The sequence below is a fragment of the Sorangium sp. So ce117 genome (assembly GCF_051524395.1).
In the GTDB taxonomy this organism is placed as follows: Bacteria; Myxococcota_A; Polyangia; order Polyangiales; family Polyangiaceae; genus Sorangium; species Sorangium cellulosum_B.
The window spans coordinates 784220-801450 of sequence record NZ_CP150309.1; the positions used below are offsets into that span (position 1 = coordinate 784220).

General features: G+C 70.9%; 15 protein-coding genes and 1 tRNA gene. 11 read left to right on the forward strand and 5 right to left on the reverse strand.

The genetic code is table 11. The features are described from left to right. The first annotated feature begins 116 nt into the window (after window positions 1-116). From WMF46_RS02960 to WMF46_RS02980, 5 genes are all read left to right on the forward strand, one after another. Entirely contained in the window at window positions 117-425 is a 309-nt protein-coding gene (locus WMF46_RS02960) for a hypothetical protein (protein ID WP_437987844.1), read from the forward strand. Continuing rightward, window positions 410-820: a hypothetical protein gene (locus WMF46_RS02965; RefSeq protein WP_437984201.1), complete on the forward strand. Its 411-nt coding sequence runs from the start codon at window positions 410-412 to the stop codon at window positions 818-820. Before WMF46_RS02960 ends, WMF46_RS02965 begins: the two co-directional genes overlap by 16 nt. A gap of 326 nt (window positions 821-1146) precedes the next feature. Continuing rightward, window positions 1147-2094 carry a hypothetical protein gene (locus WMF46_RS02970; protein ID WP_437984202.1) on the forward strand — a complete coding sequence of 316 codons (948 nt, stop codon included), beginning with the start codon at window positions 1147-1149 and terminating at the stop codon, window positions 2092-2094. 122 nt (window positions 2095-2216) lie between these two features. Beyond that, window positions 2217-2525 carry a hypothetical protein gene (locus tag WMF46_RS02975; RefSeq protein ID WP_437984203.1) on the forward strand — a complete coding sequence of 103 codons (309 nt, stop codon included), beginning with the start codon at window positions 2217-2219 and terminating at the stop codon, window positions 2523-2525. 105 nt (window positions 2526-2630) lie between these two features. After that, window positions 2631-3062 (forward strand): DUF6968 family protein, encoded by a 432-nt coding sequence (locus tag WMF46_RS02980; RefSeq protein WP_437984204.1) that lies wholly within the window; start codon window positions 2631-2633, stop codon window positions 3060-3062. A 102-nt stretch (window positions 3063-3164) separates the two neighbouring features. Here the strand turns inward: WMF46_RS02980 and WMF46_RS02985 are convergent, their stop codons facing one another. After that, on the reverse strand, window positions 3165-3428 hold the full coding sequence (locus WMF46_RS02985) for a hypothetical protein (RefSeq protein WP_437984205.1): 264 nt from the start codon (window positions 3426-3428) through the stop codon (window positions 3165-3167). A gap of 268 nt (window positions 3429-3696) precedes the next feature. On the opposite strand from WMF46_RS02985, the gene WMF46_RS02990 reads away from it, so the two are divergent. Both WMF46_RS02990 and WMF46_RS02995 read left to right on the forward strand, forming a co-directional pair. Further along, entirely contained in the window at window positions 3697-4029 is a 333-nt protein-coding gene (locus tag WMF46_RS02990; RefSeq protein WP_437984206.1) for a hypothetical protein, read from the forward strand. Window positions 4030-4086: 57 nt separating this feature from the next. After that, window positions 4087-5229, forward strand: a complete 1143-nt coding sequence (locus WMF46_RS02995; RefSeq protein ID WP_437984207.1) for a D-alanine--D-alanine ligase family protein — start codon at window positions 4087-4089, stop codon at window positions 5227-5229. Window positions 5230-5238: 9 nt separating this feature from the next. Here WMF46_RS02995 and WMF46_RS03000 read toward each other — a convergent pair whose 3' ends face one another. Continuing rightward, on the reverse strand, window positions 5239-6333 hold the full coding sequence (locus WMF46_RS03000; protein ID WP_437984208.1) for a GHMP family kinase ATP-binding protein: 1095 nt from the start codon (window positions 6331-6333) through the stop codon (window positions 5239-5241). Between the two features lie 160 nt (window positions 6334-6493). After that, complete coding sequence (locus WMF46_RS03005; protein WP_437984209.1) at window positions 6494-6997, reverse strand: hypothetical protein; 504 nt, start codon at window positions 6995-6997, stop codon at window positions 6494-6496. Window positions 6998-7346: 349 nt separating this feature from the next. Between WMF46_RS03005 and WMF46_RS03010 the strand changes: the two genes are divergently transcribed. The 4 genes from WMF46_RS03010 to WMF46_RS03025 all read left to right on the forward strand — a co-directional run bounded on the left by WMF46_RS03010 (window position 7347) and on the right by WMF46_RS03025 (window position 14646). Beyond that, the gene (locus tag WMF46_RS03010; protein ID WP_437984210.1) at window positions 7347-9689 is read left to right on the forward strand and encodes an ATP-binding domain-containing protein; all 2343 of its coding nucleotides are present in this window, start codon (window positions 7347-7349) and stop codon (window positions 9687-9689) included. A gap of 160 nt (window positions 9690-9849) precedes the next feature. Further along, window positions 9850-9926, forward strand: a tRNA-Met gene (locus WMF46_RS03015). A 765-nt stretch (window positions 9927-10691) separates the two neighbouring features. Beyond that, window positions 10692-12668 carry a globin family protein gene (locus tag WMF46_RS03020; protein WP_437984211.1) on the forward strand — a complete coding sequence of 659 codons (1977 nt, stop codon included), beginning with the start codon at window positions 10692-10694 and terminating at the stop codon, window positions 12666-12668. Between the two features lie 97 nt (window positions 12669-12765). Further along, window positions 12766-14646, forward strand: a complete 1881-nt coding sequence (locus tag WMF46_RS03025; RefSeq protein WP_437984212.1) for a protein kinase domain-containing protein — start codon at window positions 12766-12768, stop codon at window positions 14644-14646. 99 nt (window positions 14647-14745) lie between these two features. Here the strand turns inward: WMF46_RS03025 and WMF46_RS03030 are convergent, their stop codons facing one another. Beyond that, window positions 14746-15384 carry a hypothetical protein gene (locus WMF46_RS03030; RefSeq protein WP_437984213.1) on the reverse strand — a complete coding sequence of 213 codons (639 nt, stop codon included), beginning with the start codon at window positions 15382-15384 and terminating at the stop codon, window positions 14746-14748. A gap of 470 nt (window positions 15385-15854) precedes the next feature. Further along, window positions 15855-17138, reverse strand: a complete 1284-nt coding sequence (locus WMF46_RS03035) for an MFS transporter (RefSeq protein ID WP_437984214.1) — start codon at window positions 17136-17138, stop codon at window positions 15855-15857. Between the last annotated feature and the right edge of the window lie 93 nt (window positions 17139-17231).

A 17231-nucleotide genomic window follows, 5' to 3' on the forward strand; every position in this document is an offset into this window, starting at 1 on the left:
GGCAGGACGTCGCCACGGGGGCGATGGTCGTGACGGACGGCAAGGTGTTCGAGGAGAACGCTCGCAGCTCACCCCGCGGCCGTAACGTCTTCGCCAAGGCTTTGCTTCGGGCCCGAATGCTTCACCCATCTCGGGCGCGCTTGCGGCGCGAAAGGGGGGCACTGGCGGTGCGAGGCGAAGAGCGCCGTCGTCGAGCGGTTCGGGGCAGTCATCGAACGGTTCGGGGCAGTCATCTAGCGGTTCGGGGCAGTCATCTAGCGGTTCATGGCAGCCATCGAGCGGTTCATGGCAGCCATCGAGCGGTTCATGGCAGCCATCGAGCGGTTCATGGCGGCCATCGAGCGGTTCGTGGCGGCCATCGACCGGTGATGGCAGCCATCGAGCGGTTCGCGCGCGACGCGTCGCGACCGTGCGCACGTTCGTGACACTCTTCTACGGCCGAATAGCGCAGTCCGATATCCAGCCCGAGCAGGAGTTCGACGAACTCGCGCTTCAGGCATCCCGTGTAGAGGCGTTCGTCGAGCATGTGAGCCATGACCGCGCCGAGTTTGCCAATGTGCGCATCGATCTCCGCGTCCGCGCTGAGTTCGTCCGCGACGAATCGCAACCCGCTGCGATCTACTCGGGCTCGGCCGCGGAGCGGGGGCCTGATGAACGGCAGCGCAAGGACATGAGCAGTGATGCGAATCACCGTTGCGCCCGCCTCTCCGCGCGTGTATCCGGAATGACCTGGAGGAGGGGGCATGCGACGCAGGTCGAAAACGAAGGCGGCCGCTGTTCTCGTTTCCGCTCTCACGGCGTGCAACTTCGACATGGGTGAGTGCTATCTCAGGGGCCAGGGAACGGACGGCCCAGGTGGCAGTATCATCATCCCGTCAGCAGCTACAGGAGATGGATACCGAAACGGTGACGACGTGGGTAGCGGCGCCTCTGAGCAGATGGCAGGGTGCGCCCCGGTCACCAGGTGCAGCGAATACTTTGAAGCTTGCCAGGTCAAAGGACGGTCTTGTGCGCGCATAACGACAAGCGGTCATACGTTCTGTCGCGACTGTCTTGACTATTGCCTTCGCGGCGAGCCGTACGAATCTAGTGAGTGTCTCCGCTGTGGATATCGCTAGCGCGACACATGTGGTCTTCGAGTCTCGCGTGGCGGATCGCATCGCGCCGCTGGGGGCCGTCAACGTTGTCGTCGACTCCGACTGTGTTCTTGTTGGGCCGTCTCGCGTGGGTGCGTCCGAGCATGTTCTTGCGCGTCAGGCGTGGTGGGGTGATTTTGACGACCCTATCGGTGCTGAACGCAAGATAGGTCCTGTGGTTTTCGTATGGGTTTCGTCCACCAATCTGCGCGAGCGCGTGGCGCTCTGGAGAGTCTGCAGTAGGCTGCGCACGCGTGCCATTCCCCGCAAGGACATCGTCGTCGTCGATCTGGACCCTCCATTCCTGGGGCTGGACACCAACGACTCTGCCGTGCCGACGTGGTGCTCCGCCTCGGCGCTGGGTACGATCCCGGAGCGGCTCGGTGAAGCGCGTCCCTGGCCGCCCGGACGCTACCGGCGTGCCGTCCGCCTCTGGAGCCAGTACACGGCAGCAGACCCGAGGCCGTTCGCGCAGAATTGCGCACGTGGCGTCGAAGGGTTTCCAGAACTCGCGCCCTTGTGGGAGCTCCTCTCGTCCTTTTTTCCGAGAAGGACTGCGGAGGGAGCGCTGCGTCTCAGTCGATTCGACGAGCTGCTCCTGACCATCCTGTCTGCGGAGTGGCAGACTCCTCTCGCGGTGGTTGGGCGCGACTTGCGGGCTGGAATGGACTTGTGGCGGACGCTCTCCTGCACGGGCGACCTGTTCCTGCCACGCCGGCTAGAGCATTGGGCAGACCACGACGCCGGCGCGGCTGTGGAACGTGCGCCAGGGCCAGAGCCATCCGACTCGCACCCGATGCTCTCGCGAGTGTATCGGCTTACCGAACGTGGGTTGAAGCTCCGCGAAGGCATCGATGTCCTCGCCGACGCACCTGGTTTGCCCCTGGCAGGGGTCGAGGCGTACTCGACTTCAGCTCCCTGGGTGCTGCTCGAAGATGGACGGCTGGCTCGCTTGTGATGACTACGTATTCTGGCGTGATCCTGCCGCCCGTTTCGACCTGATCCTGCCACCGGTTCTAGCGCCACCCGGCCACTGATGCCGGTTTCGTCGAGAAGCTCGACGAGCTCTTCCCCGGCCTCGTGACGCTCACCAAGGAGCAGCGGAAGACCGCGCCGAGGCTGCGTGACGGCGAGCACGCGATACTGCACAAGGTGCTCGACGTGGTCGACATGAAGCCGGCCCTGTTCGAGTCGCTGGCCGAGCAGGACGAAGGTATGGACCCGAACCGCTTAGAGACGGCGCTGCTCCGCGAGCGGATCGAGAAGCACCTGCTCTTCAGCGAAACGTCGCCGCCGCGGCCGCCGCGAGGCGGACCCGCACGCCGGCCTCGGCCGAGCTGCCGAGCTGCGGAGAGGCGTAGCCTCGACCAGGGCGGGGGAGCGCGCTGATGCGGCCCCAGGAGAGGCCGCGAGCGTACAGACTCTGCGAGCTCGGCAGCATGGCCTGTCTGGCTCGTGTGGTGCACGGTCGAGTTCTCGTAGTAGCCTCATCGCATGGATGAGAAGGATTCGCCGATCGCGGAGCGTCGCTACAGCGTGGAAGGTCAGCCTGGGCGAGAAATCATCTTGAAGATTGGACGGCCGTTCGAGGTGAGCCCTCCTGGGGTGGACTGGGCGTGTCCCGTCGTCTTCGAGGGCCTGGACGACGGATGCAGCAAGTGCGTGTACGGGATCGACGGTGTGCAGGCGATCCAGCTCGCGATGCAGTACGCGCGCAACCAGCTGGAAGCCTCCGGGCTGCAGCTCCTCTGGATGACCGAGGAGCCGGGCGATCTGGGGCTCCCGCGCCCGATCGAGAGCACGCTCGGCGTATGGTTTCAGCGCGAGCTCGAGCAGATGGTGGAGAGTGAGCAACGCAGGATGCACGAGATCGTGCTCAAGCTCGGCGAGGTGCGCGAGCGGCGCCGGAGATCGACCGGAGCCTAGCTTCGGCGCGATGCCCGTTCCGTCCCGTGGGCGGGGCCGATCGACCGATGCGTGACCCTTTCCTCGTCGGCTCCTCCTCCGTCGAGAAGGCGGCGCGCCCCATCACATCGTTTCGATCGACTTGAGCATCTCCGGCACGAAGTGGAGTCTCGGTCGGAGCAGCCTGTCGCGACGCCCGGGCTGTCGGACCTGGAGCATGGCGCCGGTCGCGGAGCTGTTCGAGGCATCCATCAGATCATCGGTGAACGTATAACTATAATTCTCTTGCTTGGTCGGTGTCTTGTCCTCCGCAACGGCCTCGGGGATCGAGACGCCGAGAAACAGCAGCGCGGCTGTGACTGTAATAAGTGATCGCGGTTTCATCATGTCTCCTCGCCTTTGTCGGACACGAGCGAGGTCCGCAGATTGGGACCCTTTTTGTCGAGCTCGCCGGTGCGGCCCTGCTTGAGCGCGCTGAGCTCCCTGCTCGGGGCGCCCGCTCCCTGGGGCCCGCTCCATCCATGGGGACGATGCACCCCTGCGTTCCGCGCCGACAGGCGCGCTCGATGTCGTCGCGGAGGGCTCCCCGGACGGACCAGCCGATCCGGTGACAACGCAGGTGACATCGCTCTCCTTCCGCGTAGAATCGGGCCCGATGCTCACCTGCAGTCGAAGGAGCACGACGGGCGGCCTCATCGTTGCGGTCGTCGCGGCGCTGGCTGTTGTCGTCCCCGCCGGAGCGGCGAGGGCGACCGAGGAAGCGCCGGCGAAGGTGGAGAACGGCATCGCCGTCGGCGCTCAGCTGGAGGCGCTCGCGGACGTCAAGGTCGCGCGCGCCGAGGTCGCCCGGGGCTCCAGGGTGAGCGTGGCCAGGCTGATCGAGCGTCAGGGCCAGCTCACCGCCGTCGACGTCGAGCTCGCCGACGGGCACGTCGCGCGCGTGGCGATGGCGACCGTCCGCAAGTCGTTCCGTGTCCTCTCGGAGTAGCCTCTCCGAGTAGCCGGCTTCTTCGCCCCCGCGCGCGATCGCGGCTAGGGTGCCGCCATGCCGAACCCTGCCAAGGTGCGCGTCGCCGTCCTCTTCGGCGGCCGCTCGGCCGAGCACGAGATCTCCCTCCTGTCCGCCCGCTTCGTCGTCGAGGCGCTCGACCGAGACCGCTTCGAGCCGGTGCTCATCGGCATCGACAAGTCCGGCCGCTGGCTGCTCCAGGAAGAGGCGCTGCTCCTCGGCGCGGCGCGCGACCCCCGCCTCGCCCGGCTGAACGAGGCGATGCCGGAGATCGCCCTCGACGCCCACCCCGGGCCCGCCGGCGAGGCCACGCTGACCGTGCCGGGCGGCGCGCGCGCCCCGATCGACGTCGTCTTCCCCGTCCTGCACGGGCCCACGGGCGAGGACGGCTGCGTCCAGGGCCTCCTCGAGCTCGCCGGCGTCCCGTACGTCGGCTCCGGCGTGCTCGGCTCCGCCGTGGGGATGGACAAGGACGTGATGAAGCGCCTGCTCCGCGAGGCGGAGATCCCGATCGTCCCCCACGTCACGCTCCGCCGGGCCGCGTGGGACCGCGATCGCGGCGCGTGCATCGACCAGATCGCCGCCCTCTCCGCCGCCGGCAGCGCCGGCTTCGGGCCGATCTTCGTCAAGCCCGCGAACCTCGGGTCGTCCGTCGGGGTCCGGCGCGTCAAGGCGCGCTCCGAGATCGAGGCGGCCGTCGAGCACGCCTTCGAGTTCGATCTGAAGATCGTCTGCGAGCAGGGCATCGAGGGCGTGCGCGAGATCGAGTGCTCCGTGCTCGGCGACGACGACCCCATCGCCTCCGTGCCCGGCGAGATCGTTGTCGGGCACGCCGACGGCTTCTACTCCTACGCCGCGAAGTACATCGACGCCGACGGGGCCACGATCCGGATCCCGGCCGACCTCTCCCCGGCCGAGGCGAACGCCGTGCAGCTGGTCGCGCTCCGCGCGTTCCGCGCGCTGGAGGCGTCGGGGATGGCCCGCGTCGACCTCTTCCTCTCGCCCGATCGCGCGCTCTACGTGAACGAGATCAACACCATCCCCGGCTTCACGGCGATCTCGATGTACCCGAAGCTCTGGGAGGCGAGCGGCATCCCCCCGCGCGAGCTGATCGAGCGCCTCATCGGGCTCGCGCTCGAGCGCGGCGCGCGCAAGGCCCGCCTCAGGACGAGCGCCTAGCGCCGCGCGTCAGCCCCCGTCGAGCCGCACGCCGGGGGCGCCGAGCGCGGGCCGCCGCACGAGGCGCGGGCCGAGCGCCTCGAGGATGCGCGCGTGGCGCTCGGCGGGCGCCCACACGAGGATGTGCCCGCCGCCGCCTGCGCCGCACACCCGGAGGACCTCGACCCCGAGGCCGTCGAGCTGCCGCTCCAGCGAGAGCGCGATCGCGCTCGCCGCCCTCGAGAGGCGCACCTTCGCGGCCGCGCCCCGGCGCATGCCCGAGAGCACCAGCGAGAGCGAGCCGATCTCGAAGCCGCGCGCGACCTCGCCGGCCGCCGCCACGAGCTCGCCCTTCGCGTCGCACGCCGAGCCGGCGTCCATCCGATCCAGCACCTCGCCCGACACGCGCCGCACCTCCGTGTCCACGAGCAGCAGCCCCGCCGAGAGCGCGGGCACGAGGTCCGGGCAGCCGATCGCGAGCGGCCGCACCCCCGAGCAGCCGCCGGCGTCGAAGGCGAGATCGAGCAGCCCCCCGAACGCCGCGAACACCTGATCCTGCGCGCCGCACGCGTTGCACAGGCGGTCGCGCTCGATCGCGACCGCCTCGCGCGCCAGATCCTCCGGCGCCGCGGCCTCTCCGAGCGAGGCGCGCAGCGCGAACAGCGCCGCCACCGCCACCGACGCGCTGCCGCCCAGGCCGGCCCCGGGCGACGTCTCGCTCTCGACCCGCAGGGCGACCCCGTCGCCCACGCCCGCAGCGGAGAGCGTCGCCTCGACCAGGCGGAACGCGAGATCGTCGCGCGGAGGATCCGCGCGGCGCCGCAGGAGGACGCGCGCCCCTCCGGCGCCGCCGGCGCCCTCGGTCGGGTGCGGCTCCGCCCGCCCCTCGCCGCGCGCGGCGAGCTCGAGCCGCACCCAGCCTCGATCGAACGGCTCCACGATCACGCGCACACGCAGATCGATCGCGGCGCCCACGACGCGCCCGCCGTCCTGTCGGGCGATGCCGGGCAGGTCGCTGCCACCCCCGGCGAAGGAGACGCGCATCGGCGCGCTTGCGGCCGCGCGCCCCAGCGGGCTTCGCAGCGTTCGCGGCGCGGAGAGGGAGCCGGCGCAGGGGATGCTCATGCTGTCCTTCGGCGCGAGCGCGACCCGCCGGGACGCGAGCCCGCCCCAGGGACCGAGGCGGAGCGCCCCGCGGCGGCACCCGGTGCAGGGAGCAGGCCATCGATGGAGCGCCCGGCGTGCACGCTCCCGCGCGGTCCCGCGCGGTCCCGCTCGGTTCCGCTCAGTTCAGGTCCTTGCTCGCGGGCTCGCTCCGCGGCGAGGGCTGCGCGCGGGCCGCGTCGAGGATCCGGTCGATCACCCTGAGCCCGGCCGCGAACATGTCCCGCTCAGCGCGCTCGCCGCCGGCGTGCACCTCGGCCGCCTTCTCCCGGAGGGAAAGCGCGTCGCGGCGGACGACCGGGAGGCGGGCCGCGCCCGCCGCCTCGGCGATGCACCCGGCGAGATCGTAGATGAGGAACGCGTCCTCCTCGCTGATCCGGGCCTCCGTACGGCGCCCCTCGGCGCGGGCGCGCGCCGGAGATCCACCCGCGCGATCCCCCCGGGCGTGCGGCGCGACCTCCCGATCGTCGTCGTCCCCGATCGAGCCCGAGGAGACGCGGTCGAGCAGGCTGGTCAGCTCGACCCGGTAGGCGGCCAGGACCAGCGCGCAGAGCGCCCCGCGATCGCGCAGCGAGAAGAGGATCAGCTCGAGGAGCCGGTCGGACCGGGTCGCGCAGTTTTGCATCGCTGCCTTGTACGGCGTCCGCCCACGTGACCTCAATCCAGAACGCCACCGCCCGCGGCGGATCCGCCCTTGGACGCGGGGCACGTTACGCACCGAGGGCGCTCGCGTGGCGCGCGCCGGCCCGTCGAGGCGCACGCCGAGGCGCGAACCGCCCCGTCGAGGCGCGCGCCGGCCCGTGAAAACGCGCCGAAACGCGGATAGCGTGGGGGGCCCCACGCGACGGTTGCGGAGCTGTGCCGGATCGGTCAATAGGTCCGACCCTCCTGCGTCAACGGGCCGCGACGGATGTCTGGCGTGCTGACGCTCCGGCTCAGCCTGTCACCTCATCCACCATCGCATCGGCATCCCCGTGACCGCGAATCGTTCTACGAGCCCCACGCCCACCCGAGAGCAGTCCACCGCGCCGTCCTCGGCCACCATCACGACGTCCGCCCGGCCCGCGCCGCCCACGCCTCCCACGTTTGCGGACGGCGCGCCCGGTGCCGGGCTGAGCGAGCACGGCGCGGCGATCGTGCACGAGGAGGAGGCGCTGCTCGCCCGCGTCACCGCGCACCTCGCCGCCGCCGCGACCAAGCCGTCGCGCCCGCCGCCTGTCGAGAACTACGAGGAGCAGCTCCTCTCGCTGCGCGATCAGATCGCGGCGGCGCGGCTGGAGGACGTGCCGGCGCTTGTGCAGCAGATGGAGCGCCTGCAAGGGATCGCCGCGCGGCGGAACGAGAACGTCGTCGAGCCCGTCGATCCGAAGTCGCCCTACTTCGGCCACCTGCGCCTCCGGGAGAAGGGCCGCCCCGAGCGCGACGTCCTCATCGGGCGCACGACGCTCGTCGACGCGAGCGCGGGCGTGCGGATCGTCGACTGGCGCCACGCCCCGGTCAGCCAGATCTACTACCGCTACGAGGAGGGCGCGGACTACGAGGAGACCTTCGGCGAGCGCGACGTCGAGGGCACCGTGCTCGTGCGGCGCACCGTGACCATCGACGACGGCGAGCTCTATCGCATCTCGGCGCCGCAGGGGACGCTCGTGCGCGGGCCCTCGGGCGGCTTCCGCGAGATCGCGACGCGGGCGACCGAGCTCTCCGGCGGGCAGGGCAGCGCGGTGCGCCCCGAGGACATGCGGGACATCGCGCGCGCGGCGGCGGGCGGCGCGCGCGGCGGGCTCGGGACGGGGGCGGCGTTCCACGCCCGCGAGGACCGGCACCTCCCGGAGATCGCGGCGCTCCTCGACCCGCGGCAGTTCGAGCTCATCTCGAAGCCGGACGCCGGCATCGTGGTCATCCAGGGCGGCGCCGGCAGCGGCAAGACGACGATCGGCGTCCACCGGCTCGCCTTCCTCTCCTACAACGGAGGCCGCCGCTTCACCGCCGACAAGATGCTCGTCATCGTCGGCAGCCCCGCGCTCCGCGCGTACATCAGCGAGGCCCTCCCCGCGCTCGGCCTGGGCGGCATCGCTGTCGAGACGTTCTCCGAGTGGGCGCGCGCGGCCCGGAAGCGCGCGTTCCCGTGGCTCGAGGCGCCGATCGAGGAGAACACGCCCTCGGTCGTGACCCGCTACAAGACCCACCCGGCGATGCTCCACCTCCTCGAGCAGCGCGCGGCGGAGCTCAAGGACGACGCGCGGGCGCGGCGCGACTCGCGCGGCACCCTCGCGTTCTGGGCGGACGTGCTCACCGATCTCGACCGGGTGATGGCCGCCTTCGAGGCGGCGGGCGACCCCGAGTTCGGCCCGGAGCAGGTGAAGCGCGCGTGGCGCTGGTGCGCGGACCGCTGCCCCGCCGTGCTCGACCTCGACCCCGGCGACCGCGCCGAGCGCAAGGCGGCCATGGCCGACGAGCCCGCGGACGACGACGACGACCGGGGCGGGGACGGGCGCGAGGTCTCGAGCGACGACCGCGCGGTGCTCGACCCCGAGGACGACGCGCTCCTCCTGCGGGCGTACCAGCTGCTCCGGGGCGAGCTCCGCAAGGGGAAGAACGTGCTCGTCTACGAGCACCTCTTCGTGGACGAGGCGCAGGATCTCGCGCCGATCGACCTCGCGGTGCTGCTCGGCGTCGTGGCCGAGCCGCGCAGCGTGACGCTGGCGGGCGACACGGCGCAGCGGCTCTTCATGGACTCCGGCTTCCGCGACTGGCGGGCGACGCTCGACGACCTCGGCCTGTCGCGGGTCGACGTCGAGCCGCTGCGCATCGCGTACCGCTCGACGCGCGAGGTGCTCGCGTTCGCCCGCGGGGTGCTGGGCCCGCTGGCGGATCCGACGCCGCCCCTCGCCCCGCGCAGCGGGGCGCCGGTCGAGCACCACCATTTCCCGAGCGCCGGCGCGGCCGTCGCCTTCCTCGCCGACGCGATCCGCCCGCTGTTCGCGCGCGAGCCCCGCGCGACGCTGGCGATCCTGGCGCGCCACCCCGAGCAGGCGGACGTCTACTACGACGCCCTCAGGATGGCGGAGATCCCGAACCTCCGGCGCGTGCGCGCCTACGAGTTCGCGTTCCGCCCCGGCGTCGAGGTGACCGAGGTCCGGCAGGTGAAGGGCCTCGAGTACGACTACGTGGTGCTGGTCGACGTGAACGCGTCGACCTACCCGGCGGACGACGAGTCGCGGCACCTGCTCCACATCGGGGCGACGCGCGCGGCGCACCAGCTCTGGGTGATCTCGACGGCGGCGCCGTCGCCGCTCGTGCCGGACTGGCTGGGCTGAGGGCAGGGGGACGAAGGGGCCGCTCGAGCGCAGCCGAGCTGCGCCTCCCTCGGCAGGCCTTGGAAGGCATCGGAAAGCCTCCGAGGGGGAGATGGACACAATCGACACCGGGCCCTGAGAGAATCCTTGACCAAAACGAGGCCGTGAGTAGATTCCCTCTCGCGCGGTGGAGCAGCCTGGTAGCTCGTCGGGCTCATAACCCGAAGGTCGTGGGTTCAAATCCCGCCCGCGCAACCACGACCCAAGTAGCAAGAGAACGCGAGGATTGGCCGAAAGGCCACCTCGCGTTTTTCGTTTTCAGGGTCTGTGCGCTTGCGCCGAGCGTGAGACCGGAGAGGCGGCCTGAGCGAGCCCGCCGTCCGGCCGCTTCAGGCGAGCGCTGCTCGTCGCGCGCTTTGCCTGCTCGCTTGGTGTGTGCCTCTCGGGAGAGGTCCTGGTCGCCCCGGCGGCCTCGCGCGCCCTGGGTCCGAGTCGTTCCATCGGAGCGCGGCGGCACGGAGCGGCTCGAGCGCAAGGGCGATAAGACGCTCACCCCTTCTGGAACATCGAGCGTCGATGGCGCGAACTCCATCGCTCTCTGCGGCTCCGGCGCGCCGCCGCTCCGATGCCCTGTCCGTCGGCGGTGTCGCTCGGGAAGTGCGCCGCGCTACGGGGCCGGCACAGGTGCGGTTCGCCAGCGCCACATCCGCGGCCCCGGTCCGCTCGTCGCGCGGCCGCGCCCCCGGCGAGGTCGCCGCGATCTGTGCGCGTTCGTCGTGCGTTCGTTGCGCCTTGGTCGGGCGTTGGTGGCGCCTTGGTCGGGCGTTGGTGGCGCGTTCGTGGGCATGGCGCGCGCTTCCACGGGCGTCTCGCGCCGGCGGCGCAGCCCTCTCGCCGCGCCGTAGGCAGGCGCCGGCCCCCTGATGTAGGATGGCGGTAGAGGCGGCTCCTGTGCTCTGAACACGCGCGCCGCGGCGCGCACCTCACCGGCGCATTCCCGGTAACCTCCAGCGGACAACCACGATGGCCAAACCGAACGATCCCTTCGCACCCTCGACCAACACGCGCGGCGCTGCGACGCCGGGGGATGCTGCCAAGCCGCAACGCAGCGCCAGCGCGCCCGCGCCGGCGGCGCGGGCGTTGCCCTCCACGGGGCCTGCCACCCAGCGAGGGCCGGGGGCCTACGGCGCGCCCGAGTTCCTCAACAAGGCGCGCAGCGCGCAGCCGCCGGAGCTCCTGAGCCAGCGCACCATCGAGCTCGTGCAGTGGTCCTGGGCGAAGGTGATGCCCATCTCGGACGCCGCCGCGGCGCTGTTCTATGAGCGGCTGTTCACGCTCGAGCCGTCGGTGCGGCCGCTGTTCAAGAACGATATCGCCGAGCAGAAGAAGAAGCTCATGCAGACGCTCTCCGTGGCCGTCGATGGGCTGAACAACCTGCCCAAGCTCGTGCCGGTGCTCCAGGCCCTCGGCGTCCGGCACCAGGGCTATATGGTCGTCGATCGGCATTACGACGTGGTGGGCGAGGCGCTGCTCTGGACGCTGCGCGAGGGGCTCGGCGACTCCTTCTCCGCCGACGTCGAGTCCGCGTGGAAAGAGGTCTACGGCGTGGTCTCCGACGTCATGAAGAAGGCCGCCGCGGCGCACGCGGCCGTGGGCGGCGCGCAGGCGCACCCCTCGCCGGCGCCGGCCGGGAGGGAGGCCCCGCGGCTCGGCTCCTCGCAACCGGCGCAGCGCTCGGCGCCCGTGGAGCAGGCGGTGCAGCTGCCGAAGTCGGTGCCGCCGCCCTCGTCGACCAAGGCCTCGCGGACGCTCGTCGGGGTCGTGCCGCCCTGGCAGGGCGACCCGCCGCCGCCCGCGCCCGCCGCGGCGCCGGCGGGCGCGCCGATCAGCCTGCGCACGATCGAGCTCGTGCAGCGATCGTGGGCGAAGGTGATGCCCATCTCGGACGCCGCGGCGGCGCTCTTCTACGACCGCCTCTTCGAGCTCGAGCCGTCGGTGCGGCCGATGTTCAAGAACGACATGGCCGAGCAGAAGAAGAAGCTCATGCAGACGCTCGCCGTGGCCGTCGATGGGCTGAACAACCTGGGCAGGCTCGTGCCGGTGCTCCAGGCGCTCGGCGTGCGGCACCACGGCTACATGGTCGTCGATCGGCATTACGACGTGGTGGGCGAGGCGCTGCTCTGGACGCTGCGCGAAGGGCTGGGCGACGGCTTCACGCGCGACGTCGAGTCGGCATGGACCGAGGTCTACGGCGTGATCGCAGACGTCATGAAGAAGGCGGCCGCAGATCACGTCGCGAGCGGGGGCGGTCGCAAGGCCGACGCCGCGCCTGCGCGGGAGCGGGCGCCCGCGCAGCGGCCGCCCCTCTCGGAGCAGCGCGCGCCGGCGCCGTCGAGCGTCACGGAGGTGATGCCGGCGAAGAGGCGCCCGGGCCCGCTCGACGAGGACGCCGACACGCTGCACTACCAGACCAACCCTGCCCATGAGGCCATGATGACCAGCGGTATCCACCACGAGGAATCCCGGGCCGCGGCGCGCCCGGCATCCGCAGCGCCCCCTGTCACCGCGAGCGCGAGCCCGCAGGGGCTCGTCATCCCGTGGGCGGGCCAGGACATGGTCGTCAACGTCCACGTCAAGCTGGACGGTCCGCTGGTGACGGTCCCGGTCGCCTCGTCGGGGATCGCGTCGCCGGCGGCGGCGCCCGTCGTCCTGGAGCCGACAGGCCCGAGCGGCCTCGCCGCGGGGCTCGCGATCGCCCTGCTCTCGATCGCCGCCTCGATGGCCACGGCCATCCTGATGACGGTGGGCGGCGCCGACAAGGCTGCGGCCGGCGCGGGCGCCGCGGCCGGCGCGGGCGCCGTGCCCAACATCGCGTCCCTCGCGACCTACGCCGTGCCGATCATCGTCACGGTCCTCGTCCTGTCCGCGTTCACGATGGGACACATCCTGGGGCGGGGTCGGGCGCGGAGCGACGGGGGGCCCGGCGCGGGGCAGCTGTGAGCTCCTCGTGCGGGTCGTGAGCGGGTCGTGGACTGGAAGCCGACGCATTCGCCCGGCGAGCGCACGGGTTTGATGGCAAGATGGGAATGAGAGCCCGATGATCGCGGAGCCTGCGAGTACGCTGACCCACCTGGCGGGACAGTGGCTGGGACCGTTCCAGCTGATCCAGCTGCTCGGCATCGGCGCGATGGGCGCCGTGTACCTGGCCAGGGACAGCGTGCTCCAGCGCGACGTCGCGGTGAAGCTGATCGCGAAGGGGAGCGCGGACACCGATCCCGAGCGGCGCGACCGCTTCCTGCGCGAGGCGCGCGCGGCGGCGCGCCTCCTCCACCCGAACGTGGTGCAGATCTTCCAGGTCGGCGAGGACGAGGACGTCCGTTACATCGCCATGGAGTACGTCCACGGCCTCACCATGGCGCAGGCGGCCAAGCAGCACGGCGGCCGCCTGCCGGAGCAGTTCGGGATCGAGAAGATGCGCGAGGCCGCGGCGGCGCTCGAGCTCGCGGCGTCGTTCGGCATCTCCCACCGCGACGTCAAGCCCGCCAACCTCCTCCTCAATGCGTCGGGGACGCTCAAGATCGCCGACTTCGGCCTGGCGTCCCATCCGGAGAGCGGCCCGCTCGGGAGCAGCTCCGCCCGCACGCTGGAGGGCACGCCGTTCTACATGAGCCCGGAGCAATGGACCGGGCAGGACATCGCGCCTCCGTCGGACATCTACAGCCTCGGCTGCACGTTCTACCACCTGCTCGTGGGCAGGACGCCCTTCTCGGCGCGGGATCTCGCTGGCTGCTTCCAGGCGCACTGCCACGCGGCCGTCCCGGATCCGAAGCTGGCGATGCCGGACATCGACCCGCTCCTCGCGGAGCTCTTGCGCCGCTGCATGTCGAAGAGGCCGCAGGAGCGGCCGTCGGCCGGGCACATCGTGGCGTTCCTCGAGGACATGCTGATGCTCCGGCGCAGCAGCGTCAGGCCGCGAGAGATGGCGGAGCCGAAGAGCGCGCTGCTCGGCGCGCCCATGGATCTCGCCGATACGAGGATAAGCGAGCTCCCGGAGCCGCCGAGGGGCCCGCTCGCGACGCCGACGGGCACGATCCTGGTGAACAGCTCGACCGCCGTCGGGCACTTCACCGGCCAGTACAGTTACCGTGATCATTTCGGGCTGACCGGCTATCCCTTCAGCGACATCCGGCAGCCGAGCTACTTCTGGGACGCAGGCCCTTATGCCTGGATCCTGAGGACGCTGGCGTCGCAGATCGTCGCCGGGCAGCGCCCGGCGATCCTCGTGGGCGAGCCGGGGAGCGGCCGGACCTTCGTCTGTGAGATGATCAAGAACAAGGTCCCGCGGATCCACGTCTTCTCGGTCGAGCCGCAGCTGCTCTTCGGGACGCGGCCGCTCGTGTCGCTGTGCAGGCAGGTGGGGGCGACGGCCATCACACCGACGCTGAGCCAGCAGTTCCTCGTCGACGCGTTCCTCGGGCAAGCGCTCGTCCGCGCCGGGTCGGACGCGATCGCGGTGCTGGTCGTCGACGGCGTCGATCCGGAGGATCACGATCTCCTGATGGAGCTCCATGACATCCTGCGCTGCGCCCCGGCGGGCAGGCTCTCGATGATCCTGGTGGGCGCCCCCGATCTCCCCGCGACCCTCGCCTCGAACGGCGTGCCGCGCGAGCTCTACTCCGGCGCTCAGTCGCTCCTCTTGCCCGGCATGACGCAGCAGGAGATGATCGAATACATCGACTTCCGGATGTGCTCGGTCGGAGGGAGCAGGCGGGGGCTCCAGCTGGGCCTCGCGTCGCAGCAGCTGCTGCACGCGAGGAGCGGCGGCAGCCCGAAGCTCATCAACATCTACTGCCACAACGCGCTGACGATCGCCGCGCTCCAGGGCGAGACGGACGTGAGCCTGTCGTCGATCCGCCTGGGAATGAAGAGCAAGAGCTATCTCACCGCCGAGGCGGCCACGAACCTGATCCGGGGCTGAGCGCGCCGCCAGCGGTCGTCTGGCGCGGCCGGAGCGGTCGTGCGCGGGGCGATCGCGACGCGCTCGCGCGCTGGCCAATCCCCCTCATTCCTCGCCTCGTTAGCTGTCGTTTCCGGCGGTCCCGACTGGTGCGACCGTTCTAACCGCTCCGGTCGCGGACGGCGCGCTCGGCGGCGCCGCGGGGAGGGGGGCGCGCCCGGGCATTGCGGCGAGCACCGCCACGTCCGTCATCGGCGCGCGCGGCACGTTCAGCGCACGTCCAATGCGCGCCCTCGAATGCTTGTCGTTGTCGATGCACCTGCCGCGCGTGTATGCGCTGAGCCGGTCGCGCGGCTCCTGCTTGCGGCACGCCCCGAAGGATCCCTTGATCAGCGCGAGTCCCGCGCGAAAGCATTTCTCTCGATCCCCGACGAGATCCTCGTGCGACCACCCCTCCCGGGTCTTGCCGGCGCCGACGCGGACCTGGAGCAGACAGGAGTCGAGCCCCGAGCCGCGCGCGAGCTTCCCGAGCCCGAGGTCCACGTCGCGACGGTAACCGCTCTCGAAATACGCGATCGATAAGAGCAGCGCCATCGTCTCGGCTCGACCGCGCGGGCCTCCGAAGAGCGGCTTCAATGCAGGATCATAGGCAACCTTCGCCGCCGCGCGCGCGATCTCGTGGTAGCGCGCGCGGCCTTCCTCGGGCGTCTCGACCGCGTCCTTGATGAAGCTCTTCCCAGGCGGGGCCCATGTCATCATGATACCAACAGCCCACGCGATAATCGTATCCATAAGACATGTAAGGTCATGGGATACCTCTGTGTCAAGCAATTCGGACAGTCTGGCTGGGATTGTCGTCGTGCGTTGTATGATGGCGTGCCGCTCAGTGTGCATTATAACGTCCTCGTCAAATTGCGAATGATCTGGGAAGCGGTGCGTCGTAGGTGGTGCGCAATCGTTTTCGCACCGGTTCGCACTGGATTTGTGTTCGGTTGTTTTCGGTCGTGTTCGGTCGTGTTCAGTTACGTTTGTTACGCTTGTTGCGTATGTTGCGCTCGGCCTCGAGAGATTGCGGGTGTGCTCGCGGTCAAATTCGCGCCGAGTTGTCTCGTGCTCTCGCCGCGGGGCTCACGAATGGAGTGGTCGTCTCCAGTCCTCGAGAGAGCGACTGGCCCTCACCGGGCTGGGAGCGATGATGTGCTGCGCGCGCGCTCGACGCGAGGCGCGCGTCAGGCCTTCTCGGCGGCGTCTTCTTCGGAGGTCGCGCGCGTGTCTTCGAGCCGGTCGACCGCGCGCAGCTCGGGGAACAGCCGTGCCCAGAGCAGCACGACCGCGATCGTCCCGAGGCCGCCGAACACCACGGTGGGCACCGTCCCGATGAGCCTCGCGAGGGTGCCCGACTCGAGCTCTCCGAGCTCGTTCGAGGCGCCGACGAACACCATGTTGACCGCGCTCACGCGGCCGCGCATCTCGGGCGGCGTGGCGAGCTGCTCCAGGGTCATCCGCACGACGACGCTCACCATGTCGGCGGCGCCCATCACGGTGAGCGCGACGAGCGAGAGGGGGAAGCTCCGCGACAGGCCGAACACCACCGCGGCGAGGCCGAAGAGCCCGACGCAGAGGAGCATCCTCGGCCCGGCGCGCCGCGTGATGGGCCGGAAGGCGAGGACCACGGCCATGAGCCCGGCCCCGACGGCCGGCGCGGCGCGCAGGAAGCCGAACCCCTGCGGGCCGACCCCGAGCACGTCGGTCGCGTAGATGGGCAGCAGCGCGACCGCGCCGCCAAGGAAGACGGCCACGAAGTCGAGCGAGATCGACGCGAGGAGGACCTTCTTCCGGTAGACGTAGCGCAGCCCGGCGAGCGCCGTGGCGAGCGACGGCGGCTTCCTCTCCAGGCGGCCGGCGGGCGCCCGCACGGCCAGGGGCCCGGCGCACGCCGCGGCGAGCGCGAGGCTCGCGCTCAGGTACACGGGCGCGGGCGCCTTCCAGAGCGCGTAGAGCAGCCCGCCCAGGCTCGGCCCGCCGATGGCGCCGACCTGCCAGAGCGTCGATTGCCACGTCACCGCGTTCTGGAAGTGCTCCGTCGGCACGAGCGTCGGCAGGAGCGCCGAGCCGGCCGGCCCCTGGAAGGCGCGCACCGTGCCGAGGAGCACGAGGACCCCGTAAATCGCCGGCAGGTTCGGGCTCGGCGAGCGCGCGAGGAAGAAGAGCGCGAGCGCCGCGAGCGCCGAGGTGAGGTAGCAAAGGACGAGGATCCGCCGCCGATCGAAGCGATCCGCCGCGTGCCCCGACGCGAGGGACAGCCCCGCGACAGGGAGGAACTGGGCGAGCCCCACATAACCGAGCGCGAGCGGATCTCGCGTGAGGTCGTAGATCTGATACCCCACGGCGATCGATTGCATCTGGTAGGCCACCGTGGCCAGAAGGCGGGCCGCCGCGTAGACGCGAAAATCGCGCGATGTGAAGGCGGCGAAGGGCGACGACGGCTTCAGGGCGGCGGGGGCGGTGGCCATGAACGAGTCCGGGCGACGTGATGGCGCATTCCAGCGAGGGTCGCCAGGCTGCGATGCCGCGGTGACGGGCCGGGAGACCGAGGGAGACCGAGC